The following is a 22764-nucleotide window of genomic DNA, read 5'->3' as shown; positions in this document are numbered from 1 at the left end:
CAAATTCGATCGCCCATCCACAAAAAACCCGATCGCCCATCAACCAAAAATCTGATCGCCCATCAACCAAAAATCCGATCGCCCTTAAACCAACTCCACATCACACTGAAATTCCAAATGATGACTGTAGGGGCGGTGCCCCCGTGCCCGCCCGACTATATCCATTATCGCCGCCGTGTCAAACCCTCTACAGAACTAACCGTATAGACATTAGGTAAAAAGTCAACATTTGGACCTGAAGCTCCTAGAAGATCGAATGATTGTGGACGATAATTAACAGTATCAAATAGTTCTCCTCCCGCTCCATTCCCAATCGAAACTTCTAATAAATCCTCCCGGCTTGCACTACCCGGCCCTCCTAGCTCTGTGCCGATATTGGTTAAAATGAAATTAAACTCGCCTTGACCTTTTTTATCTTCTGGAATTAGAAAACTGTTAAGTCCAAGACCTTTTTGAGCAGCACCCGTGATATCTATATTTCTGCTATTGTTGTCTGGATTCGAGTATTTGACATTCAGGTTAGCAGTCCCCTGATAAGGGATAGCAGAAGGTTTTACCTCTATTTTTAAGAAGGGAGTGGATGGTGTTGGTGGAGGCGTTACAGGAGTAGTCGAAGGTTCATCGCAGAAGTCTAGCCCCAGATTCTTTCTGAACGTCTTCATTATTTCGCCACTCTTAGCTCCAGTTATATTAGCAACATTGTTGTAAAGCCCAGAGGTAAAGTTATAAGCAGTATCTTTTGCGAAATCCTCTACTTTGCCGAATAGCTCGTTGACATATCCTTCTCCTATTTTTTGGGTTATCCGACGACCCACCGTGCTATTGATTGCAGACCGAACTGCTTGTCGTGTTACCTTTAATGCACCTGCTTGCAGAGGACGAAGAGCGTTAAGTGGTTTAAGTAGTTTGTTGAAAGGAATCTGACCATAGACTGCTTCTGCTAGATCTTTGTCTTCACCATACAGGGCGACGCAAGCAAGGTCTAACACTTTCACACCAAGGGCAAGCGCTCCTAAAACACCACCTACCGATCCTCCTATTAGTGCACTAGCACCTAATGACACTGGAGCTATTGCGAAACCAACTCCTGTAGAGATCGTAGCTGCTAGAGCAAGTCTGTCAGAGACATCATTTTTTTCCAGAATGTTACAGAATTCCTCACCACGTTCACAGGGTGTTTTTTGATTTGATGTGGTTGTCGGCGTGGTTGGTATTTGATTGGGCGTGCCACTTGGGTTGACTACGGTATCGATTGTTTCCTCACGACCGCTGGCATCTTGCTGCTTGAGAATAATCGAGCCGTCATCTTGCCGATCGAAAATTGATTTGCTGGTCGATCCTTGAATTTGACTCTCAATGCGCTTACCGTCAGCACTCATGGTAAGGGTGTGAGCGGGCATACTGCTTTGAGGACCTGGTTGGTAGCGCAACTCACGAGCGCTGATTTCATCACTTGATCGCTTAATATTGACAACATATTGACTGCCATCGCTGCCGTTCAAAATGAAATCATAGGTATTCGGCCCGGTACTGCGGACAACTGGTGCTTCATAGGTAACAGTCTCTCCTGGGAGGGCGGGATTAGCATCCAGATTAACGAAGCGACCGCGTAAATCGTCAGGTGCCGCTCCCTGAACAACTCCCAATACTGAATTGGTGGCAGCAACACGAATAATCGTACTCGATCGATTGTTGGCGACCGTTGGTTGGAGAACTAAATCTGCCTCGGTGAGATCGAGATCGATACCAATGAAATCTTCGCTTTTATTAAAGTCTGTCAGAATGTCTGCCTCGCTCACGACAGACGTAGCCGTATTAGAGCGCAGCACGAAGGCATCGTTTCCAGAGCCACCCGTTAGTGTATCAATGCCAAAATCGCCTATGAGCAGATCGTTACCAGTTTCACCGTTGAGAAGGTCATTCCCAAGACCGCCCCGCAAAACATCGTTACCTTCGTCGCCAAATAGCGTGTCGTCTCCCTGATTGCCATTTAGAGCGTCTACGCCCGTTCCACCGCGCAATATGTCGTTGCCCTCGCTACCGCTAATAGCGTCATCGCCTTCGTCGCCCGCGATCGTATCCGCACCGACACCGCCGGAGAGCAAATCGTCACCAGCACGACCGGAGATGAAGTCGTTTCCTGCGTTACCATTCAAAAAGTCTTGTGCGGCAGAGCCTTCTAGGGTATCGTTACCCCCCAGGCCGAGGATACCTTGGATATACTGACCTGACAGATCGGGTGTCGCCGTAAACAGGTCGCCACTCTCAGATAAGCGAAAAGCCCGACCATCGCTGACTTGAGAAGCCGATCGCCCGATATCCCCATCAACACTACCGGAGATAAAGTCCTTTCCCGTGTTACCATTCAAAAAGTCTGGCGCGATCGAACTTTCTAGCGTATCGTTGCTTCCCAAGCTAAAGATATTCTGGATATTCTGAGCATTCGATACCGTCTCTTGAGTGGTGGCTTTTTTCGAGCCACAGCCGCAATCCGCTTGATTCTTGGCGCTGCTACCGTTCAATATGTCATCGTTCTTGTCCAGCAAAGCTAAATTGTCAGGCATATACTGTTGCTTTGTGTTGGTGATTTAAGAAATCTACCTCACCTGTCTCATCTATGTCATGGCTGAAAAAGCCCGAAAAAGACTGAAAAAGCCCGAAGTTTCCTTAACTTTATATTTCTTCACTTAACCCATGCAGCCCAACGACGATCGCCCGTTGCAAGCCGTCCCTGACGATAACGAATTGCTGAAATTGGTCGATGGTCTAATATTTGAAAAAACAGGTAAACATCTCAACACGCTACAGCAGTTAGTGTTGCAGGGAATGTATGATGGCAAAACCTACGAAGCGATCGCCCGCGACACCCGCTACACTACAAAATATGTCCGAGAAGTCGGCTACAAGCTACTCAAAAGTCTCTCCGCAGTGATGAATGAAGAGATGCAAAAAGGCAATCTCAAAGCTGCGATCGATCGCAGAAATATTAGCAATACCTCAAACTTCGGCAGAGATTATATTCAATACGTCGAATACGTCCACACCCTCAATCTCAACCCCTGTCCTTCTTTGCCTAGCAAATCTAACAACGAATACGCCACTGAATCCAGCAGATTCACAACTCAGATCGAACGGCTCGAAATTGATGTAGCTGATGTCGTTTGTAAGTTGCACAGTCAAGGTATCGAACCCTGCAAAATCGCTCAGTTGCTTGGTCTGCCAGATGTGACGATAGAAACAATATTGCGTGAATTATCATAGCTAAGATGCGAGATATTTGTAGGGTGCGTCGCTGGGAGATTTTCTAGTTGATTTAGAGATTGTCGATCGCGACTAACCCTAGGATATAAAGTAAAATATAATTAATTATCTCGAAGTTCTTTTTCTTGCAAAAGTTGGGTAGCCCAAACCCGATCTTCTTCCGATAGAGACGGTACGGGTTCTCGCTCGTAATCGATCCGATAATCATAGCCAGCGCGATCGTAAACACCTGCAAATAATTCTGGTAAGTTAACAATAGGTTCTACATCTTCCTCGCGCAAGGGAAGCGGAAATATAGGTAGAGAATCGCGAAGATTAAAAGCATAAAGTTCGGCAAACGGACGGCGATTACTGGGACTGACCAAAACCCGATAATCGCTTTGAATAGAATTATTAAGAATGGGCATAGATTCCCATTTTCGTAGTAAATCGATTTCGACTAAATTGGTTAAACTACCTAAAATACTCTGGCGTTTTTTCAGATAAGTAATTCTTCCTTCTCCACTACGTTTGTTGACAGGAGAAAGAATCTCAATTGCAGTGACAACTTGTTTCGTTGCCATTTCTCGCACTTCCAAGTAAGTCTGTTTAATTTTTTCAGGAGCAGGCACTTTAACAGTAGTCGGAAGTGTTATACTTACAGTGGCAACTGAACCTGTAGGAATATTCGGGTTATTAGATTGACGCTTAATCGCGACATCGGGGATACCTACTAAAAGGGAGTCGCTGTTACTGTCATTTGGATCGGTAATTTCATAGATTCGTTTGTCGATTGCAACCTCATATTTAGGCCGAATTTGAGGCATGATGGTATCAGCGATCGCGATAATCAATCGATTGTGAGTTTCCTGCCAGAAATCGGGGTGTTCTAAGTAGGGGTCCATTCCAGGAAAAGGTGAAGGCATAGGACTGTTCTCCGATGTATTGACTCTCAAATCATTTTAGCATTTTAAATTTTGTAGGGTGCGTCGCTGCGAGATTTTCGAGTGTCCCTCAAAAGTAGGGACACGGCAATGCCGTGTCCCTCCAAAAGCAATGCCGTGTCCCTACAAGAGCGACGCACCCTACGGTATCTACAACAATGTCGTAAATATCAACTACAAAACAGCCGCCACAGTAGCCATCAGCAACCCTTGAAACAATTTGACCCCATCAGTTTCGCCCAACATCGGATCGGAAGCCCTCTCAGGATGCGGCATCATTCCTAATACATTGCCTTGGCGATTGCAAATACCGGCAATATTATTTAACGAACCGTTGGGATTCCCAGCATCGCTAATTTTGCCCGCCTCTGTGCAGTAGCGAAACAGCACTTGCTCGTGCTCTTCTAGTTCTGCTAATGTATCCGCATCAGCATAATAATTGCCTTCACCGTGGGCGATCGGCAAATCGATGATTTCACCCGTAGTATAAGCCGCAGTCCAACGAGTATTACCGCGTTCGACTTTCAAAGAAGCGCGATCGCAAATAAAATTCAATCCCGCATTCCGCACCAGAGCACCGGGCAACAAACCAGCTTCAGTCAACACCTGAAAACCGTTGCAGATGCCTAATACAAGCTTTCCTTGTTTAGCGTGTTCCGCCGTAGCCCGCATCGCCGGAGAAAAACGGGCGATCGCGCCGCACCGCAAATAATCTCCGTAACTGAAACCACCGGGAATTACAATGATATCAATATCCGAAATATCGGTATCTTCGTGCCAAATCATGCGAGTTGGTTGGTGCAGTAACCCTTGAGTCACCCACACCACATCGCGATCGCAATTTGAACCCGGAAAAACAATAACTCCAAATTTCATAAGCTCAAGGAAGAAGGAAGAAGGAAGAAGGAAGAGGGAAGAAGGAAGAAGGAAGAAGGAAGAAGGAAGAGGGAAGAAGGAAGAGGGAAGAGGTGTAAACTTAAGACTGAAATCTTATGTTTCTCTCGCTTGTATCTAAGTCTCGATCCCCCTAAATCCCCCTTAAGAAGGGGGACTTTGAGTGTTCCGAATCCCCGCTTTTTAACGAAGACTGTGAATGCTCTTGTCCCCGCTTTTTAGCAAAGACTTTCAGAACCCTCTTGTCCCCCCCTTATTAAGGGGGGTTAGGGGGGATCGAAGAGCTACGGGCGATCGAATTTAGGCCGCCGCTGTCTCCACAGCAACAGGAATTTCAGTCAAATCAAAGCGATAATTTTCAATCACTGGATTGGCCAAAAGTTGGTCGCAAACGCGATCGAGTTGTTCGCGGGCCTGGGACTCACCAGCAGCAGTCAGCGTCAATTCAACGTATTTCCCGATTCGCACACGCTCAACATTGTCGTATCCCATGTGTTGCAAACCAGACTGTACGGCAGTGCCGGCGGGATCTAAAACAGAAGGGCGGAGGGTAACATAGATTTGGGCAAGATATTTCTGAGTCACGGGAATGTTGCGGTAGGTGATGTGAAAGTTAGCCCCATTGTATTCTACAACCGAGCTGCGCGCCGATCGCCATTTGGTTCGCCCAAGTAAGATAGCCTAGAAACAGGGACAGATGTGATTCCAGCAGATTACACAAAAAAATTATGAGAACCAACCGCACCCGCAGTCAGGAGCGTATTTTACACTTGCTCAAGCACTTGAATCGATCGCTCTCAGCGCAAGATATCTACTTAGAACTGCGTAACAGCGACCAAAGCATGGGCCTAGCAACCGTTTACCGTTCCCTCGACGGTTTAAAGCGAGAGGGGTTCGTTCACGTCAGAACTCTCGCTAGTGGCGAGTCTCTCTACGGTGCCGCCCACCAAGACCAACACCACCTAACTTGTCTGGAATGTGGCGCGTCCATTACGATCGACGAATGCCCCGTCCACCACTTAGAAAGCCAACTACAACAATCTCATTCTTTCAAGATTTATTATCACACTTTGGAGTTTTTTGGATTGTGCGATCGATGTACTTTGGCTCAAGAATCTTAGGATCGCGAATTAAATAACTTACAATTTTAATTGTTATTGTGGGATGGGCGTCCCGCCCGTCCAAAAAGAACGGGCGGGACGCCCATCCCACTTTCAAGAGTGGAAGTTATTTAATTCTCATTCCTTAGAGAAGTTATTAGTCATGAGTGATATCAATTCCGGTTGCACGAGCGAAATGATTGTTGACTGTTGATTGCTGAGTGTTGACCGAAAGCATCCAGGATACCCGCCACGTGATTCATTCCGAAAGCAGACTCAGGACCGGTGAAATAAAAAACCTGTATCCGATAAAGGAGCCCCCGAATTTATCGGTGGGGTCAATGCTTCAATTCTTTAATCTAAAATCTAAAATCTAAAATCGATTGACTGGGTGTTAAACCGCCGAGGCTGGTTTTGTTTGTGTAGGGACAGATTTCAACCTGTTGTTTTATTAACTAGCTCAAGGATGCAAAAACTCTAAATGGTCTCCTGGAATCGATCGCAATTTTGCAGCCGAGCCTTGCATTTTCAACCTACCCCGTTCTAACATGATAATCCAATCGGCGCGATCGATCACTCGCGGCCTGTGACTGATAAAAATCGTCGTTTTCCCGTGCCGATACATCAACAACTGTTCTAAAACTTCCGCTTCGCTTGCGGGGTCAAGCCCTGCGGTAGATTCGTCTAAAATCAATACGGGTGGGTTGTTGAGAATGGCGCGGGCGATCGCCAATCTCTGTCTTTGTCCGCCAGAAATATTCGCTCCAAACTCCCCTAAAACAGTTTGATATTTATCCGGCAATTGGCTAATAAATTCATCCGCGCCCGCAATTTTACACGCTTTCACAATCTGTTCAAAGCTGATATCTGGACTGCCCAATCGAAAATTTTCTAGAATCGAACGGCTCCAAAAATGCGCTTCTTGGGGAACCAATACTACCTGCTGTCTGAGACTGTCAAGAGACAAATCCTGCAAGTTGTAACCGCCTATTCTAATATTACCAGCTTGCAGCGGGTACAGACCAGCAATTACTTTGGCTAGCGTACTTTTTCCGCAGCCGGAATGGCCGATTAAAGCAATTGCTTGACCGCCGGGAAATGTGACAGAAAAATTTTCCAGCAAATCAAGTCTGCCGGGGTAGTGAAAATTAACACTCTTGCAAACAATACCGTCGCGGTCTTGAATAGTTACAAAAGGTTTATTCGTATTGTCTTTAGTTTCCGGTTCAGCATCGATCACTTCCGACAGCCTTTGAGTTGCTGTCTGCACGCGAGTCATTTCATCAGTAAATCCTACTAGCGAATTTACCCAATTAGTAACGTTTTGATTCATACTAATAAACGCTAGCAACTGACCGATACTCAATACCTTGTCAATCACTAAACCGCTACCAAGCCACAGCAGAGTAATGCTGCCAGCAGAGGCAACAAAACTCGAAAATATATTGTTGAGAATGCCAATTTGTGTAGTGCGGAAAGTCAGCTTTGCTAAGCGACCGAAGCGGGTTTGAAATTCTTCCCAAAGTTGCTGGCCGCTGCTAGTAGTTTTGACCGTCAGCGCGCCTTTAAAAGTTTCTACTAAAACGCCTTGAGTTTCGGCTTCCAACACCAATAAACTGCGCGTTTTTTGCTGCAATGCGGGCAGAAATACCACTGTAGAGGCAGTCATTAACAGAGCTATAGCTGTAGCGGCTAACGTCAGCTCCTTGCTGTAAAATAACATAAAAATAAAAGAAACTACAGCTATAAAAAATTGACTAGGCAAGCTGATAGCGACTTGAGAAACTAATTTATTGATTTCTTGGATATCTTGTAATCTACTGACAATTTCGCCACTGCGTCTAGTTTCGTAAAAACTCAAAGGCAATCGCAGGAATTTGCGCGCGAATTCCATCACCAATCCCAATTCTAAACGCTGGGAAAACTGAGCAATTAAGTTCGATTGTACCAATCCTAAACTGCTGCTAAAAAGGTTCATAACTATAACTGCGATCGCCACGCTTGCCAGGAGTTGTCTGTCTCCCCGCACCAGGATGTCGTCGGTGAGCATTTGAACTAGAAAAGGCGAAGAAATTGACAGCAAACCCAACACTGCATTTAGCAAAAATGCTTCCATTAAAAGCGGGCGATAAATCCCAATCCGGCGCATCCATTTTTCTAAAGAATTGGCGGGCGGTTGACCCTCTGCTGCTGCAAAAAACCGCTCAGCATCGGGTTCTACTAGCAAGCACAGCCAATCTGTCCAAGCTGCTGCTAATTCTGCTTTAGAAACATAGCGCATACCGACGGCTGGATCGCCGATCGCATATTGGTTGCCCTGTTTTCCGTACAAAACAACCCAGTGAGAGCCGCTCCAGTGAATAATCATCGGTAGAGGGGCATCATCGAGCTTGTCTAAAATTGCAGCGGCTGCTCGCACCGATCGAGCATTAAAGCCGATCGCCTCAGCACCTTGTTTCAAGCCAAGTAAACTCGTCCCTTTTTGGTCGGTGCCCGCACATTCTCGCAAGCGGCTAATAGTAAAATTTTGTCCGTAAAATTTCGCGATCGAAGCCAAACAAGCCGCCCCGCAATCTTCTTCGCTCTGCTGGAGAACAACCTGATATTTCTTAAACCTGTTAACTTGTCCGAATAATGGCACTTTGCCGATCAAAGGGATGTTCTTTAACATTTTGCAAAATGAATAATGGTAGAGCATAAAGAAGATTACTCATCACCAACTACCCAATCAGCAAAAAGCACCCATAAAGTTATGGGTGCTTTCTCGATTCCACAGTTATAAATCTGAATTGACTAGCACTAAACTTTAGTAGTAGGCGTAGCGGACTACTCTTCTGTATGAACCGTCGTAATTCCGGCGGTACACGACCCAACTGCGCCGCTGCCGGTGACAATTGTATCGATTGGCATAATAGTGACCGCCGTTGACGCTAGCTGATTCTTCAGATGTAAGTTCAGCAAACAGTGAATTGTCCTTTGTTTCTTTCATGATTGGACTCCGTTTAACTTAATAAAATTGAAGGAAAACTAGAAATATTATTTAATTTCTAGACCCTAGTGTAAATACTGAGTAATACTTCTTGTGGTTCTGTACGACCTCCGGAATACTACTGATAAAATTTCAAAATTTACTCGATCGCACAACTTGACTCAGCTATCTAAACCACTAGGGTTGGGTAAGGGCGATCGCGGCTCGGATCGTACAGATAAAACTGCCTAGGCGGTGGCAGGAAAAACAGCATATTCAGGCCATAGCTGCTGCTGTTATCCGTCTCGCTGTTGTTATTAGCGCTACTAACACCGCTGGTAATGCAGCCACCGTTGACAGTAGCAGATTCTCCATCGGTTAGTTCGATGAAGAGTGAACCTTGTTGGTTTTCTGGCATAAATAACTCCTATTGATACCTATGTACTTACTTACTACCTACGCATACAGTAAAAACCCGGTAACAGCGCCAAAAGTTATGGCGGAAACGCCGTATTTTCATGACCGCGAATTTCTTCATGTGATACCCGCCACGTGATTTATCCGTGCAATCAATCCCAAATCGAAAATCCTCAAGAAAGAGCATTTATCTCGCGCAAGTCAATCCAAAATCTAAAATCTAAAATCTAAAATCGAATGACAGTAGCCCGCTGGCTTCACTCCTCTTGATATTTGGCGAACTTTGTGGGTGGGAACGGCAAAGCTGTGCGGATTTTTACCTTTACCCTGTGAATTTTGATTTAGACTTCTAAACCTATTCTTGGTTTCCGGAAAGGTGAGAGTAAAAGTGACAAAAGAAATCAGCGATCTCTCCCTCTTCCCCAACTCAAAACTCCAAACTCCAAACTATTCCCCTCTCCCCCTTGCCGCCATGTCTCTGACTCCCGAAGCCACACCCGCTGAAACCTTTGATAACGACCAGTTTTTGCCCCCTGTCAGCCGCTGGACGACTTTGGGGGGCATTTTGATGGTGGCGACCTTTGGCGGGGCGATCGCCCTTGCTAGCGTCACCAAATACAGCGCTACAGTCAAAGCAGACGCGATCGTCCGTCCAGCCGGAGAAGTGCGCGTCGTGCAAGCCGCCACCGAAGGAACCGTCGAAAGCATTGCTGTCAGCGAGAATCAGAGAGTACAAGAAGGAGATGCGATCGCAGTTGTAGATGCTTCGCGTTTGGGCGCTCAACAACAGCAGTTACAAGAAATAATTAATCAGTCTCAAACCACAGCACAGCAAATCAACCAGCAACTTCGCGACTTAGAAAATCAAATTTTGGCCAGCGCCCAATTTAAAAGCATCCAAAGTGAAACTTCCGCCCAACAGGAATTAATCGAATCCGCTTTAGTAAAAATCGCCACACCGCTGCCGGATGTCGCCGAGAGACTGGGCCGAAGTCGGCGGGTTTTGCTCGTCAAGCGATCGTCCATTCAACAACAATTAATTCAAGCTAAAAAAGAACTAAATCAAATTGAGTTAAAACTCGAAAATAGCGTGATCCGCACGCCCACGGATGGTACAATTCTCAGATTGGAAGTACGAAATACTGGTCAAACCGTACAAGCCGGCAGTGCGATCGCCCAAATCGTCCCCAGCGACGTACCCCTGGTAGTCAAAGCCAAGGTGACATCCCAAGACATCGCCCGCATCCAAATCGGTCAACCCGTACAGATCAGGATTTCGGCTTTACCTTTCCCCGATTACGGCACATTAAAAGGAACTGTCAGCGAAATCGCCCCAGATGCGATCGCCCCTCAAAATCCCACTAATAATTTAGGTACAGCTTATTACGAAGTGGCAATTAAGCCCGAACAAACTTATTTAACAAAACTCAAATCCGCCAAGGGCCAATTCTTCGGCAACCCCCAGGCTAATGTCCCCCGCCAGTATTCGATTCAATCGGGAATGGAAGGCAGAGCCGATATTATTACCGGCGAAGAAACTATTCTGACATTTGTTTTGCGGAAAGCAAGGTTGCTGACAGATTGGTAATTAGTCAGTTGTCAGTTGTCAGTCGTCAGTTGTTAGTTGTCAGTCAACAGTCAGCAGTCAGCAGTCAGCAGTCAACCGCCAGAAAATTAGTGGCTCTGAAATTGAAATAACGTGTCAATATAGAAATGTGAGTTCAATTCTATTCTTTCCTCATGGGCAAACAGCGCGTTCTTTCTGGAGTTCAGCCAACCGGCAATCTTCACCTAGGCAATTATCTCGGTGCCATTCGCAACTGGGTAGAAAATCAAAGTCAGTACGAAAATTACTTCTGCGTAGTCGATTTGCACGCAATTACCGCACCGCACAATCCAGCAACTCTAGCCTCCGACACTTACACGATCGCCGCACTCTATTTAGCTTGCGGCATCGATTTAGAATATTCTACTATTTTCGTGCAATCCCACGTCTCGGCGCACACAGAACTAGCATGGCTGCTCAACTGTATTACGCCGATTAACTGGCTCGAAGATATGATTCAGTTTAAAGAAAAAGCAGTTAAACAAGGCGAAAATGTCAACGCTGGTTTGCTAAATTATCCGGTGTTAATGGCAGCAGACATTTTGCTTTACGATGCCGACAAAGTGCCAGTGGGAGAAGACCAAAAACAGCATTTGGAACTCACCCGCGATATTGTCATCAGATTAAATCACCAATTCGGCACACCCGAAAAGCCCGTATTGAAACTTCCCGAACCCTTAATTCGGACTGACGGTGCGAGGGTGATGAGTTTGACAGATGGCACGCGCAAAATGTCGAAATCTGACCCTTCCGAACAAAGTCGAATTAATTTATTGGATTCGCCAGATGCGATCGCCAAAAAAATCAAGCGCTGCAAAACCGATGCCGTGCGCGGTTTGACTTTTGACGACCCCGATCGCCCCGAAGCTAGAAATTTGCTGACACTTTATCTCCTGCTTTCCGGCAAATCTAAGGAAGAAGTAGCCACAGAATGTGAAAACATGGGTTGGGGAGATTTTAAACCCTTGCTGACAGAGACGACAATTAATGCCCTCAAACCAATTCAGGATAAATACAAGGAAATAATCGACGATCCGGGATATTTAGAGTCTGTACTACGTCGTGGAAGAGAACAAGCAGAAGCTATTGCTAATCAAACTCTAACTAAGGTTAAGACAGCTTTCGGTTATTCTTTACCTGTTTAGTGGTTTGTGGTTAGTTGTTATTGGTTACTGGTTAAGAATAACAACTGCCAACTGTCAACTAACAACTGTCAACTGTCAAATAACAAATAACCAATAACAGAAAAATAATCATGAACCGTTTTCGCACAGCCTGCACCACCCCCGGAGAATTTATAATTACCGCCGAAGTGGCCCCGCCAAAAGGTGGCGACATGACTCACACAATTCAAATGGCCCAACGCCTCAAAAACAGAGTGCACGCCATTAATATCACCGACGGGAGTCGCGCAGTGATGCGAATGTGCCCCCTAGCAGTTTCGGCAATTTTAGTGCAGCACGGAATTGAGCCAATTTGTCAAGTTGCTTGTCGCGATCGCAATCAAATTGGTCTGCAAGCCGATCTCATGGGAGCCCACGCTTTAGGCATCCGCAATGTATTAGCACTTACAGGCGATCCCGTCAAAGCGGGCGACCATCCTAAAGCAAAAAGTGTATTCGACTTGGAATCAGTACGACTGTTGCAAGTCATTCAAAAAATGAATGGCGGCAAAGACTGGAATGACAAACCTTTAACAGACGGATTTACCGATTTATTTGTCGGTGCTGCCGTCGATCCGCAATGCCCCAGTTGGTCTGGTTTACAAAGTAGATTTGAGAAAAAAGTAGAGGCTGGAGCACAGTTTTTTCAGAGTCAATTAATAACAGATTTTGAACTTTTAGATAAGTTTATGCACAATATTGCTGCGGGCTGCAACAAGCCAGTTTTAGCAGGAATATTTTTGTTTAAATCAGCTAAAAATGCTGAATTTATTAAAAAATACGTGCCGGGAGTTCACATCCCACAAGAGACGATCGATCGTTTAGCAAAATCTCCAGAACCCTTGCAGGAAGGCATAAAAATTGCTGCCGAACAAGTCAAGCTAGCGCGGCAGATTTGTCAAGGAGTTCACATGATGGCCGTCAAACGAGAAGATTTAATTCCTCAAATTTTGGATTTGGCGGGAATCGAGCCACTGAGCTAAAATTAACCCACGGGGCGGGTTTGAGCAACCATCAATGTTCTAAAACTAACGATCTCGTAAACCCGCCCACCCCGCTACCATTTTGAACATCAATAAAAAAATCATGCTTCAAACTGTAGACAATCCAACAATTTCTCCTGCGGCCGAACAGCGTTTTACTTGGCGCGGTTTGACATGGCATCAATTCAAAGCAATTCAAGCTAGTTTTGAAGACGTGCCGAATGTACGCTTATTTTATTGTGATGGAGTTCTAGAAATTGTGGGAATCAGTAAACCTCACGAGGCAATTAGATGTCTGATTGCAGCGCTACTGAGCAATTTTTTTCAATTTAATAGAATACAATTTTTTCCGAGTGGCAGTTACAGTCAAATTGTTGAGGGGAAAGTCGAGTATCAGGCAGATTTGTCTTATTGTTTCGGAACAGATAAAGATGTTCCCGATTTGTGTATTGAGGTAGTCATTACTAGCGGTAGTCCGATTAAACTTCAGAAATATCGACTGATGGGAGTCCCGGAAGTCTGGTTTTGGGAAGATGGCACTCTAGAGCTTTACCATCTGCGAGAGGAAGGTTACGATCGCATTGCTAGCAGCGAAATACTGCCGGAGTTAGAGTTGTCTTTGCTGAAGCGCTGTATTTTGTTTGCTTCGCCTTTGGATGCGCTTGAGGAATTTTCTAGAGGAATGGGCGATCGGGAAAATTAATCGACCAACTACTTTTGAAATAGCTCGATCGACTAAACGGTTATTAAATAGGAGCAACTGGCAATGACTGACTCAGAAATACTTAATTCTGATACCATTAAAACACTAAATACTAGCATATCCGAAGTTACAGTTTACACCGATCGCGCTTTGGTGACGCGCCGCGGTACGGTATCTCTGACGGGAAACGAGCGAGAATTGGCGATCGCCTCTGTACCCGCAACCCTCGACACAGAGTCAGTCAGGGCCACGGGTGCGGGTACAGTTGCAGTGCGATTGCTGGGAGTGCGAACCGAAACAGTGTTTAGCAGCGAACCAGTGGGCGATCGCACCGCCGAATTAACCCAACAAATTCAGGAGTTACAAACCCAAAGACGGGGAATTAACGACAAAATAACCGCCAGAAAAATTCAGCTCAAATTTGTGGAAGGTTTGAGCGAAAAAAGCGTCGGATTCTTTTCCAGCAGCATCGCCAAACAGCAGGTAGGTTTAAACGAAACTGGCGAATTGCTCAACTTTTTAGGAACTAATTACCTAAAATACATAAGTGCGATCGCCCAACACGAAAAACAGCAGCGCGAATTAGACAAGCAAATAGAAGCTTTGCAGCAACAGTTGCGCCAAGTACAAACTCCCCATTCTCAGCAAAGCTTTAACATCATTGTTGCCATTGAACCCAGCGGCATCGGCAATTTTGAACTAGAAGTTTCCTATGTAGTCATGCGAGCCCGTTGGACTCCCCTTTACGACTTGCGAGTCAACACTAACAACAACCAAATTAATCTCAATTACCTAGCCGAAGTCAATCAAAATACAGGCGAAGATTGGACGGGAGTAGCGCTGACTTTATCTACAGCAAAACCCGGAATGGGAATGCTACCCCCCAAATTAGAATCCTGGTATATCGATATTCTTCGCTCAAAATCGCCTCCAGCAGAATTTCACAGAGCGGGAATGACAAGAAGTATGGCATCATACGATTCTAAATCAGGTGCAAACGAAGTAGCATTAGCCATGATGACTGAGCCTAGTGTTTCTGCAGCACCCGAACCCATAGAAGCTCAAACCGCCACAGCCCAAATATCGAAAGAAGGCGGCACCGTCTCATTTCAAGTAGGCGGAAATACCAAGATTCCCAGCGACGGCACACCGCACAAAGTTACTATTTTCGGCGAAAATTATCCGTTTAAACCTGAATATATAGCCGTCCCGCGATTAGTCAGTTTTGCCTATTTGCAAGCAGTTGTTGTGAATCCGCTGACAGGTGCAACTCTGCTTCCCGGTAAAGCAAATATCTTTCGCGATAACACTTTTGTCGGCAGTTTGCAGTTAGAAAATGTTTCCCCCGGCCAAGAATATAAACTGAATTTAGGAATAGATGAACGGTTAAAAATAGAGCGGGAATTAGTAGAAAGACAAGTAGATAAAAAACTGATCGGTCAGCAGAGGCGCACGAGTTACGCTTATCGCTTAAATGTGACAAACTTGCAGCAGGTGCAGGTACACCTGACACTACAAGAGCAATTGCCAGTCAGCCGCAATGAACAAATTAAAGTGCGATCGACTCTCACTAATCCGAAGATAGTAGCAGGTGAAATGGGACTGCTAGAATGGATAATGTCTCTGCCGCCGCAAGCAAAGCAAGAGTTATATTACCAGTTTGTTGTCGAACATCCTCCCGACTTAACTGTCACGGGTTTAGATATTTAATATTAAGTAGGTAAAAAGTTGTTTCTAATCAGGACTAAAGTCCTGATTCGTCACCACGTATGAGGACTGAAGTCCCGATAAACTATCAAATTTACCTGTAATTGGTAAACTGCAAAGCCATCGGATAGTCTTCTTGCTTCAAGCGTTGAATCACCAACTGCAACTCATCCTTATCCTTAGCCGAAACCCGCACTGCATCACCTTGAATCGAGCCTTGAATCTTTTTAAACTCATCTCGAATTAATTTAGTGATTTTCTTGGCAATTTCCTGGTCAATCCCTTTTTTCAGTTTGATTTCTTGGCGTACTCTAGTACCACTAGCAGCTTCAATTTTCCCATAATCAAAAATTTTCAGAGACAAATTGCGCTTGGCGGCTTTAGTTTGCAAAACAGTGTGAATTGCGTCGAGAGTAAATTCGCTGTCCGTATTGACAGTAATTGCTTCAGCGCCCAATTCTAGAGTGGTTTTTGTATCTTTCAAATCGTAGCGGCTTTGAATTTCCCGCACAGTTTGGTCAACAGCATTGACTAATTCTTGCCGATCGAACTCGCTGACAATATCAAAGGAATAACTAGCAGCCATAAATTAGTAATTGGTAATGGGGCATTGGGCATTGGGCATTGGGCATTGGGCATTGGCCAAACAGGGCATTGGGCATTAACAACTAACCAATAACCAATAACCAATAACCAATAACCAATAACCAATGACTACTGAAAATTAGCCGTTAACAGCCATTAAACTGAAATAGAATAAAGAAACAGTGCAAGAAGAACTAATCGCAAACATGAGCGATCGCCCCAGTGGCACATTGAGAATATAGAAAACCGAAAACAACAACCGGGCGATCGTAAAAGCGATCGCAGCCCAACCCGCCGGTTCCGAATCTACCCCCGTCACAAAAGCCATCAAAGCCGCCGCTGAAAACAGCATAAACGTCTCAAACGAATTTTGGTGAGCCCAAGTTGCCCGCTGAGCGTAAGCAGGCAACCTCTCAAACATAGCGCGGGGGGCTGCTTGGTCATAGCCTAGCTGCAAGCGGGCGAACGCCACCACCAAAAACGGTGCGTACACCAGCGCAGCCGCAGCAGCAATACAATCAAGCAGAATAACCGACACAGGTAATCCCAACAGCATCATCCGCCTCGCAGTTCAATCAAAATAGAACAGAGTAACCACCTTGCGCTGTTCCTCCGCATCCTGGCAAGTTTTCAGCAAAGTGTGGCTTTCGTGAAAAGCAAAACATATCAGTTGCTGGCAGCGAGAAATAATCTCCTGATTGCACATGGCGCTTGCTTCCGGGAGAGACAAGCTATCATTTTTGGGATTTTCTACCAAATGTATCACTTGTTCGAGTTGGTCGCGAGACTCCCGAGGCTGGCGACTCATGCTTTGTGGCAAAATCACCGTCAGCAGATTAGGATCTGCTCGCATTGCCCCCCGAATTGCGGCTGAATTGGTGCCTGTAGCGCCAGAAGTGATGAGCTGATTGCCTCCCAGAACTATGGCGTAGCTCAGCATCTCAATTAGCTGCTGGTGGGTAATAGGAACGTGGCGAGAACCCAAAAGAGCAATCCGCTTGGAGCCGGTTTGCTGGATCGCCGCAAGTTCTTGTAAAAAATCATCTACTCTGGGTAGCTCAATTGATTGACTCAAAGAATTTATTAAATTAAATAAAACTACGTTGTGGATTTTAGCAGACTCACTAGCCATTGCCGCCAAAAAGAAGTTAAGAATTGCTGATTTACGGGATCAGACTAGAGGAGCGGGAGAGTTGAGGAAGCCAGAGATCAAGGTAGAATTCAAGAAAAATTGAGAATTTAAGAATTTTACCTTTTTATTTATTTAAACAAAAAGTTCTCTCTGCCGAATACCTTCTTCTCTCAGCTCCGGCTCTCTTCTTAATGGACTCGATCGCCCAGGCCCAAGGATGCCATCATGCCATCAAGGTCAAAATGTTCTGCCATTAGCTGAGTAACGCATTCCACCTTGATCGGTTCGTGCAGGCGCACGCTGCCAAAGGTGCTGTCGATAATTTCTACCGTGGTTAAGGTATCCAAATCAACAGACAAAACCGGAATTTCCATTTCTTCTGCCCTGCCAATCACTAGGGGAGAAGGAGGCAAGTGGCCTGTCAAAATTAAGCACTGAGTCGAGCTCTCCAGAGCAGCTAGCTGAATGTCCGTGCGATCGCCCCCCGTCACCACCGCCATATTTCTCGCTTTGCGGAAATACTTCATAGCCGAACTAACATTCATCGCGCCAATTGTCAAGGTTTCCACCATCAAGTCCAAACGGTCTCGACGGCACAGCACATCAGCTTTTAATTGGTGCACCAATTCTTTGACGCTGACACTTCGCAGCAAAGCACTTCTCGGCAGCATTCCCAAAACTGGAATACCCGCAGCCTCCAGAAAAGGCCGCACAGTCGCCGTTACCGATTCGAGTTTGTCCGAGGGAACGTCATTGAGTACCACGCCCAGCAACCGCGAACCCAAACGCTGTTTAGCCGACAGCAAATCGTCTATATACAGATCGATCGGGCGAGCTACCAACAGCACAGAGGCATCAACTGTCTCAGCGATTTGAGCCAAAGACAAGTCAAACAGACTGCCTTCCTCCAAATTAGCTGGGCCTTCTAACAGCGCCAAGTCTCCGCTGGGAGCTTGCAAATATTGCGCTAAAGACTGGCGGTAATCTGTCTTGTCTTCTCCCCGCAAACGCTTGTGAACCGTCTCTTCATCCAAATACAGCAGTGTTGACGGCATCTGACTTTCTGAGAGATTCAGCGTCTCTACGGCGAACCGCACGTCTTCGTCCTCTATCCCAGCTCCGGGCGAGCTCAAACAGGTTCCCAGAGGTTTGCCGTAGGCGACTGCCAGTCCTTTTCCCCGGAGTCCGAGTGCCATCCCTAGGGCGATGGCAGACTTGCCACTGTAAGCTTTTGTGGAACCGATCAGCAAATATTTAGTCAATTTGGGTACGCCTTCAATCCTCAATGTGCACCTGTCTATTTCAATAAATTTAGTTTTTCAACAGTATTTCTGAACTGAGCCTCAATTTAGAAATAATATATTATACTCGATTATACTCGATTATACTCGATTTTGGGCAGATTGTTTTTTGGCGAAAATTTTTTATTTACCTGTTCGCAACCATTTTCTTCCCATTCTTTTTACTTGATTTTGGAAAACCAGTTTTTAAATTGTTTGTTTTGCCAGCAGTTTTTGATAATTATTTATCGCTGATATTTTTTTAATCAAAAATTTTAAATTATAAATTTTTAGTCATGTTTCTTGCTATAATTAGATATTAATACCGACTTTTATCAAATAAATATAACAGGGTATAAGTGGGAATTTGACTAGGAATAACCTATTAATAGGGCTTGGTGCAGTTTTTGTTGGGTATATACCAATCCTCGCATCATTTGTGAATTTCTTACCCCCTCCGCTTCGTAAGGGAGGGTTGGGGTGGGGTAAAAAAAATACGACTCCTGCAAGGATTGTTATAATACAGGTATTTTGTAGGAATCAAGCCCGGTGCTTGCCCGATCATTCTTGCATATAATCGACAATCGATATAGCAATCATAAATAATTCATGTAAATTTGTAGGGGTAGTGCTAAGAGTGCCTACCCCCTATCTATCGGGGCAACTGGGCGTGGGATTGCCCCTACAATAATTACGCGAATGATTTAGGGTTGCTATATGTATTATTAGTTATTCATTATTAGTGCGATCGCCCGCGTTAAAGCTGAACACTGGCAATGCGAGCAATAAGCTCCTTATAATCGGGATTCTAGCTTCTAAACACATAAATTGTCGGGCGGCGCGGGCTGGAATTTCGGCAGCCTTTGGGCTGATTGCGATGCTAGGCAGATCGCCGTCAAGGGCTGTAGATTAATTTTCCTTGGGCGGATCTACAGCGCTTTCCTCTCAGCTACCGAGTCGCAAAATTTGAACGAAATCGGACGGCGCGATTCGCCTAACGGCGATAGCTTCGCTCGCGCTTACTCGCACAGCACCCATGTCCGAAATAGACTTTTGGACTTTTACCAGAACAAAGTACAGTAGTTTTCAATTGGATGAAATACAGGTAGCGAACTCTGTATCACGCTCAACTGAAAACTGCGGTAGATTTACTTTAGCAATGGGGATAAGTGCTGACCCCCAAAGGGATTATTGAGAACGATCCAACAACTCACTTACTATTTCCGCTTCTCAAATAAAATTGGCTCCCCAATCATGTAATGTTGCCGTCGTGGCTTTACACTATTGGTGGGTCAGTTATAGCGCCCGTCAATCGATTTGAGATTTGAGATTTGAGATTTTAGATTGAAGAAAGCAAGCCCACTGATAAATCCGGGGGCTGGCGATCGGGATTCTGAGCTTTTTTCTCGATCCCCGAATCAATCCGGGGGCCCCGGATTAAATTGCTTGATTGTCAATTGCGGACTTTCGGGAGTGCGACTATCGATTTTAGATTTTAGATTTGAGATTTTAGATTGAAGAAAGCAAGCCCACTGATAAATCCGGGGGCTGGCGATCGGGAGCGAGGAGCTTTTTTCTCGATCCACGAATCAATCCGGGGGCCCCGGATTAAATTGCTTGATTGTCAATTGCGGACTTTCGGGAGTGCGACTGCGGTGAAAGTTATTCATCCATTCGCATCAGCTTGCGGTAAAACGTTTTAGAAAAATCGACAGTACGAGTTCGCTGAAAAGTCAGGAGAACCTCAATTAAGCAACTAACAAACTCAGAGCTTTGCATAGTCACTTCGTAGCTGAGTTCAGCATTGCCGTCAAACAACACCCGACAGCGGGTTAAGTCGATCGGCAGCGACGAGATATTCCAACTAGCGACAAACGGCACGCTCTCCCCGCCGTCAATTTTTCTTGCTCCCTCCAAGGTTTTGAGCTTGTAGAGGCCAATAGCGTGCGGTAAAAACTTACGCCTGGGCTCTTGACAGAAAGGCGCGTAGACTTTCACTTCTTTGTCATCGGCTGGCTTGAGTTGAGGAATAGACATATTTCCACCTCAGACAATTATTACTAACAGATAGTTTAGATCCCCTGAAAAAACTAGCAGATATTCCAGGTCGATCGCAAGCAAAAGTCAAGCTAAATACTCTATGCAGTACCTGTTTACCAGGGCCGTACAATCACCGAACCCGCTGGTTGTCCTCCCGTCCGCTTTCGACAAAAGCCCAGAAACTGATACAGTAGATGCTTATATCTAAAATCAAAAACTATTGGTGGTTGAATCAAGTAACCTATGCAGGAGAGTTCTTGGCCAGAAAACGACGCTCGCAGCGAGCTTAACTTGGACATCTCTGATTTAGCTCAAGAAGAGCTCAAGAGTTTGACCTCGAACTCGAAGCTGAGCAAAGTATTTGCTATATCAGACATTGGCGACAGGGTGTTTGACGCGGAAACAAAAGCAGAGCTCCCGGTGGCGGTGTCTGTGCCGGGAACTCCCTCCTTTCCTCAAAATCTGTACCGGGGAAGGCGCGGAAAAGCTGCCGCAGTGCTGGCTGCGATTTGGGCCGGCACGATCGCCCTGCACTTGATTTCTTGGGGTGCGTGGGTAGTGTGGGGGTTGACGGGACTGCTGTGGATGCAAGCATTTCGAGTTTTGTTTGCCCAGCCCAAGCCCGCACTGCCGCCTCTTGCGGATGAAAGTCGAGAGGATTGGCCCTATGTGTCGCTGCTGGTAGCGGCGAAAAATGAGGAAGCGGTGATTGCCCGATTCGTAGAATCCATCTGCAATGTAGATTATCCGATCGACCGCTACGAAGTTTGGGCGATCGACGATCACAGCAGCGACGCCACGCCGCTAGTATTGGAACAGCTAACCAAAAAGTACCCCCAGCTCAAAGTATTTCGCAGAGGAGCAAATGCCAGCGGCGGCAAGTCGGGAGCACTGAATCAAGTGTTACCGCTGACTCGCGGGGAATTTGTGGGAATATTTGACGCCGACGCGACGGTAACGCCAGACTTGCTGCGCCTGGTACTGCCGGTGTTCGATGCAGAAAAGGTAGGGGCTGTGCAAGTCAGAAAAGCCATCGCCAATGCTTCGGTAAATTTTTGGACTCGCGGCCAAGAAGCAGAAATGGCTCTCGACAGTTTTTTCCAGCAGCAGCGGATTGCGATCGGCGGCATTGGAGAATTGCGCGGTAACGGCCAATTCATGCGCCGCACCGCCTTGGAAGGCTGCGGAGGCTGGAACGAGGAGACGATTACCGACGACCTGGATTTGACGGTGAGGCTGCACCTAGACCGCTGGGACATTGAATTTCTCTCTTTCCCAGCCGTGTCAGAAGAAGGAGTCACTAACGCTCGCGCTCTGTGGCATCAGCGCAATCGCTGGGCAGAAGGTGGCTATCAGCGTTATCTTGACTACTGGCGGCTAATTTTGCGGAACCGCATGGGAACTGGGAAAACTTGGGATTTATTTGGATTTTGGGTATCTCAATATTTCTTACCCACAGTAGCCCTACCCGACTTTGTGATGTCAATTGCGCTGCGCCGGATGCCGATCGCCAGTCCCATAACTTTTATGACCCTTACATTGTCGGTGGTGGGAATGTTTGTCGGTTTGCGCCGCACTCGCAAAGAAACCAAATTTGACGTAAGGCGAGTTTTTCTCACCGGGCTGCAAACGCTGCGGGGTACTGTGTATATGTTCCACTGGCTGCTGGTAGGGACTGTAACGGCTCGGATTGCGGTACGGCCCAAGCGGCTCAAATGGGTCAAAACCGTCCATCAAGGCGCTGTTAATAGCCTCAAGTAAACAATTCGCAGAAATATCTCGGCACAGTATGGCCGAAAGTCCGAAGATTTTGCGAGACAAAAAAACACCAACGCTCGCCAAATATCTCCCTGCCAGATCCTAAGAGTAAAATTTGGCAATTTCGAGAAAAAAACACTTTGAAACAGCTTAGGTAATAGGTAATCGGCGAGCGGTAATAGCGAATAAGTAATCGGCCATACAAAAGTCTAAAATTAAAAGATAAAAGCGAGAATTTTTAACT

The 22764-nt window shown here is 45.9% G+C and carries 20 protein-coding genes; 8 read left to right on the top strand and 12 right to left on the bottom strand.

All coding sequences use genetic code 11. The features are described 5' to 3' along the window. Positions 1–164: 164 nt before the first annotated feature. Positions 165–2564, bottom strand: coding sequence for a calcium-binding protein (locus tag QT984_RS15625; protein ID WP_333055480.1), 2400 nt, complete (start codon positions 2562–2564; stop codon positions 165–167). 130 nt (positions 2565–2694) lie between these two features. On the opposite strand from QT984_RS15625, the gene QT984_RS15620 reads away from it, so the two are divergent. Further along, entirely contained in the window at positions 2695–3261 is a 567-nt protein-coding gene (locus tag QT984_RS15620; protein WP_333055479.1) for a hypothetical protein, read from the top strand. A 101-nt stretch (positions 3262–3362) separates the two neighbouring features. Here QT984_RS15620 and QT984_RS15615 read toward each other — a convergent pair whose 3' ends face one another. The 3 genes from QT984_RS15615 to purS form a co-directional block, all read right to left on the bottom strand. Continuing rightward, positions 3363–4166: a DUF4058 family protein gene (locus QT984_RS15615; protein ID WP_333055478.1), complete on the bottom strand. Its 804-nt coding sequence runs from the start codon at positions 4164–4166 to the stop codon at positions 3363–3365. Between the two features lie 192 nt (positions 4167–4358). Next, on the bottom strand, positions 4359–5060 hold the full coding sequence (purQ, locus tag QT984_RS15610; RefSeq protein ID WP_333055477.1) for a phosphoribosylformylglycinamidine synthase subunit PurQ: 702 nt from the start codon (positions 5058–5060) through the stop codon (positions 4359–4361). Positions 5061–5378: 318 nt separating this feature from the next. Continuing rightward, a complete protein-coding gene (gene purS, locus QT984_RS15605) occupies positions 5379–5663 on the bottom strand; it encodes a phosphoribosylformylglycinamidine synthase subunit PurS (RefSeq protein ID WP_333055476.1) in 285 nt (94 codons plus the stop codon). Between the two features lie 143 nt (positions 5664–5806). On the opposite strand from purS, the gene QT984_RS15600 reads away from it, so the two are divergent. Then, positions 5807–6199: a Fur family transcriptional regulator gene (locus QT984_RS15600; RefSeq protein ID WP_333055475.1), complete on the top strand. Its 393-nt coding sequence runs from the start codon at positions 5807–5809 to the stop codon at positions 6197–6199. 439 nt (positions 6200–6638) lie between these two features. On the opposite strand, the gene QT984_RS15595 is transcribed toward QT984_RS15600, so the two are convergent. The 3 genes from QT984_RS15595 to QT984_RS15585 all read right to left on the bottom strand — a co-directional run bounded on the left by QT984_RS15595 (position 6639) and on the right by QT984_RS15585 (position 9564). After that, positions 6639–8849, bottom strand: a complete 2211-nt coding sequence (locus tag QT984_RS15595; protein ID WP_333055474.1) for a peptidase domain-containing ABC transporter — start codon at positions 8847–8849, stop codon at positions 6639–6641. 135 nt (positions 8850–8984) lie between these two features. Continuing rightward, positions 8985–9167, bottom strand: a complete 183-nt coding sequence (locus QT984_RS15590; protein WP_333055473.1) for a hypothetical protein — start codon at positions 9165–9167, stop codon at positions 8985–8987. A gap of 169 nt (positions 9168–9336) precedes the next feature. Continuing rightward, a complete protein-coding gene (locus QT984_RS15585; protein WP_333055472.1) occupies positions 9337–9564 on the bottom strand; it encodes a secretion protein HlyD in 228 nt (75 codons plus the stop codon). 387 nt (positions 9565–9951) lie between these two features. Here QT984_RS15585 and QT984_RS15580 point away from each other — a divergent pair, with 387 nt between their 5' ends. The 5 genes from QT984_RS15580 (at position 9952) to QT984_RS15560 (ending at position 15728) form a co-directional block, all read left to right on the top strand. After that, positions 9952–11151: an HlyD family efflux transporter periplasmic adaptor subunit gene (locus tag QT984_RS15580; RefSeq protein ID WP_333208989.1), complete on the top strand. Its 1200-nt coding sequence runs from the start codon at positions 9952–9954 to the stop codon at positions 11149–11151. Between the two features lie 152 nt (positions 11152–11303). Continuing rightward, the gene (gene trpS, locus QT984_RS15575; RefSeq protein ID WP_333234038.1) at positions 11304–12314 is read left to right on the top strand and encodes a tryptophan--tRNA ligase; all 1011 of its coding nucleotides are present in this window, start codon (positions 11304–11306) and stop codon (positions 12312–12314) included. Between the two features lie 110 nt (positions 12315–12424). Then, positions 12425–13315 (top strand): methylenetetrahydrofolate reductase, encoded by an 891-nt coding sequence (locus QT984_RS15570; RefSeq protein WP_333263606.1) that lies wholly within the window; start codon positions 12425–12427, stop codon positions 13313–13315. 103 nt (positions 13316–13418) lie between these two features. Beyond that, the gene (locus QT984_RS15565; RefSeq protein ID WP_333263609.1) at positions 13419–14018 is read left to right on the top strand and encodes a Uma2 family endonuclease; all 600 of its coding nucleotides are present in this window, start codon (positions 13419–13421) and stop codon (positions 14016–14018) included. A gap of 63 nt (positions 14019–14081) precedes the next feature. Continuing rightward, a complete protein-coding gene (locus QT984_RS15560; protein ID WP_333208992.1) occupies positions 14082–15728 on the top strand; it encodes a mucoidy inhibitor MuiA family protein in 1647 nt (548 codons plus the stop codon). Between the two features lie 91 nt (positions 15729–15819). On the opposite strand, the gene QT984_RS15555 is transcribed toward QT984_RS15560, so the two are convergent. From QT984_RS15555 to ebsA, 5 genes are all read right to left on the bottom strand, one after another. Then, positions 15820–16311, bottom strand: coding sequence for a YajQ family cyclic di-GMP-binding protein (locus QT984_RS15555; RefSeq protein WP_333208994.1), 492 nt, complete (start codon positions 16309–16311; stop codon positions 15820–15822). 138 nt (positions 16312–16449) lie between these two features. Beyond that, positions 16450–16866 (bottom strand): MAPEG family protein, encoded by a 417-nt coding sequence (locus QT984_RS15550; protein WP_333055489.1) that lies wholly within the window; start codon positions 16864–16866, stop codon positions 16450–16452. Positions 16867–16881: 15 nt separating this feature from the next. Further along, the gene (locus QT984_RS15545; protein WP_190744281.1) at positions 16882–17385 is read right to left on the bottom strand and encodes a DNA recombination-mediator protein A; all 504 of its coding nucleotides are present in this window, start codon (positions 17383–17385) and stop codon (positions 16882–16884) included. A gap of 245 nt (positions 17386–17630) precedes the next feature. Further along, complete coding sequence (locus QT984_RS15540; protein WP_333055465.1) at positions 17631–18728, bottom strand: phosphotransacetylase family protein; 1098 nt, start codon at positions 18726–18728, stop codon at positions 17631–17633. A 1656-nt stretch (positions 18729–20384) separates the two neighbouring features. Further along, complete coding sequence (gene ebsA, locus QT984_RS15535; RefSeq protein WP_190737140.1) at positions 20385–20759, bottom strand: type IV pilus biogenesis protein EbsA; 375 nt, start codon at positions 20757–20759, stop codon at positions 20385–20387. Between the two features lie 246 nt (positions 20760–21005). Between ebsA and QT984_RS15530 the strand changes: the two genes are divergently transcribed. Further along, entirely contained in the window at positions 21006–22523 is a 1518-nt protein-coding gene (locus QT984_RS15530) for a glycosyltransferase family 2 protein (RefSeq protein ID WP_333055464.1), read from the top strand. Positions 22524–22764: the final 241 nt, after the last annotated feature.

This window comes from Microcoleus sp. Z1_B2, from assembly GCF_036700325.1.
In the GTDB taxonomy this organism is placed as follows: Bacteria; Cyanobacteriota; Cyanobacteriia; order Cyanobacteriales; family Microcoleaceae; genus Microcoleus.
The sequence above is the reverse complement of the archived record's forward strand: the minus strand, read 5'-3'. Positions and strand labels throughout refer to the sequence as shown.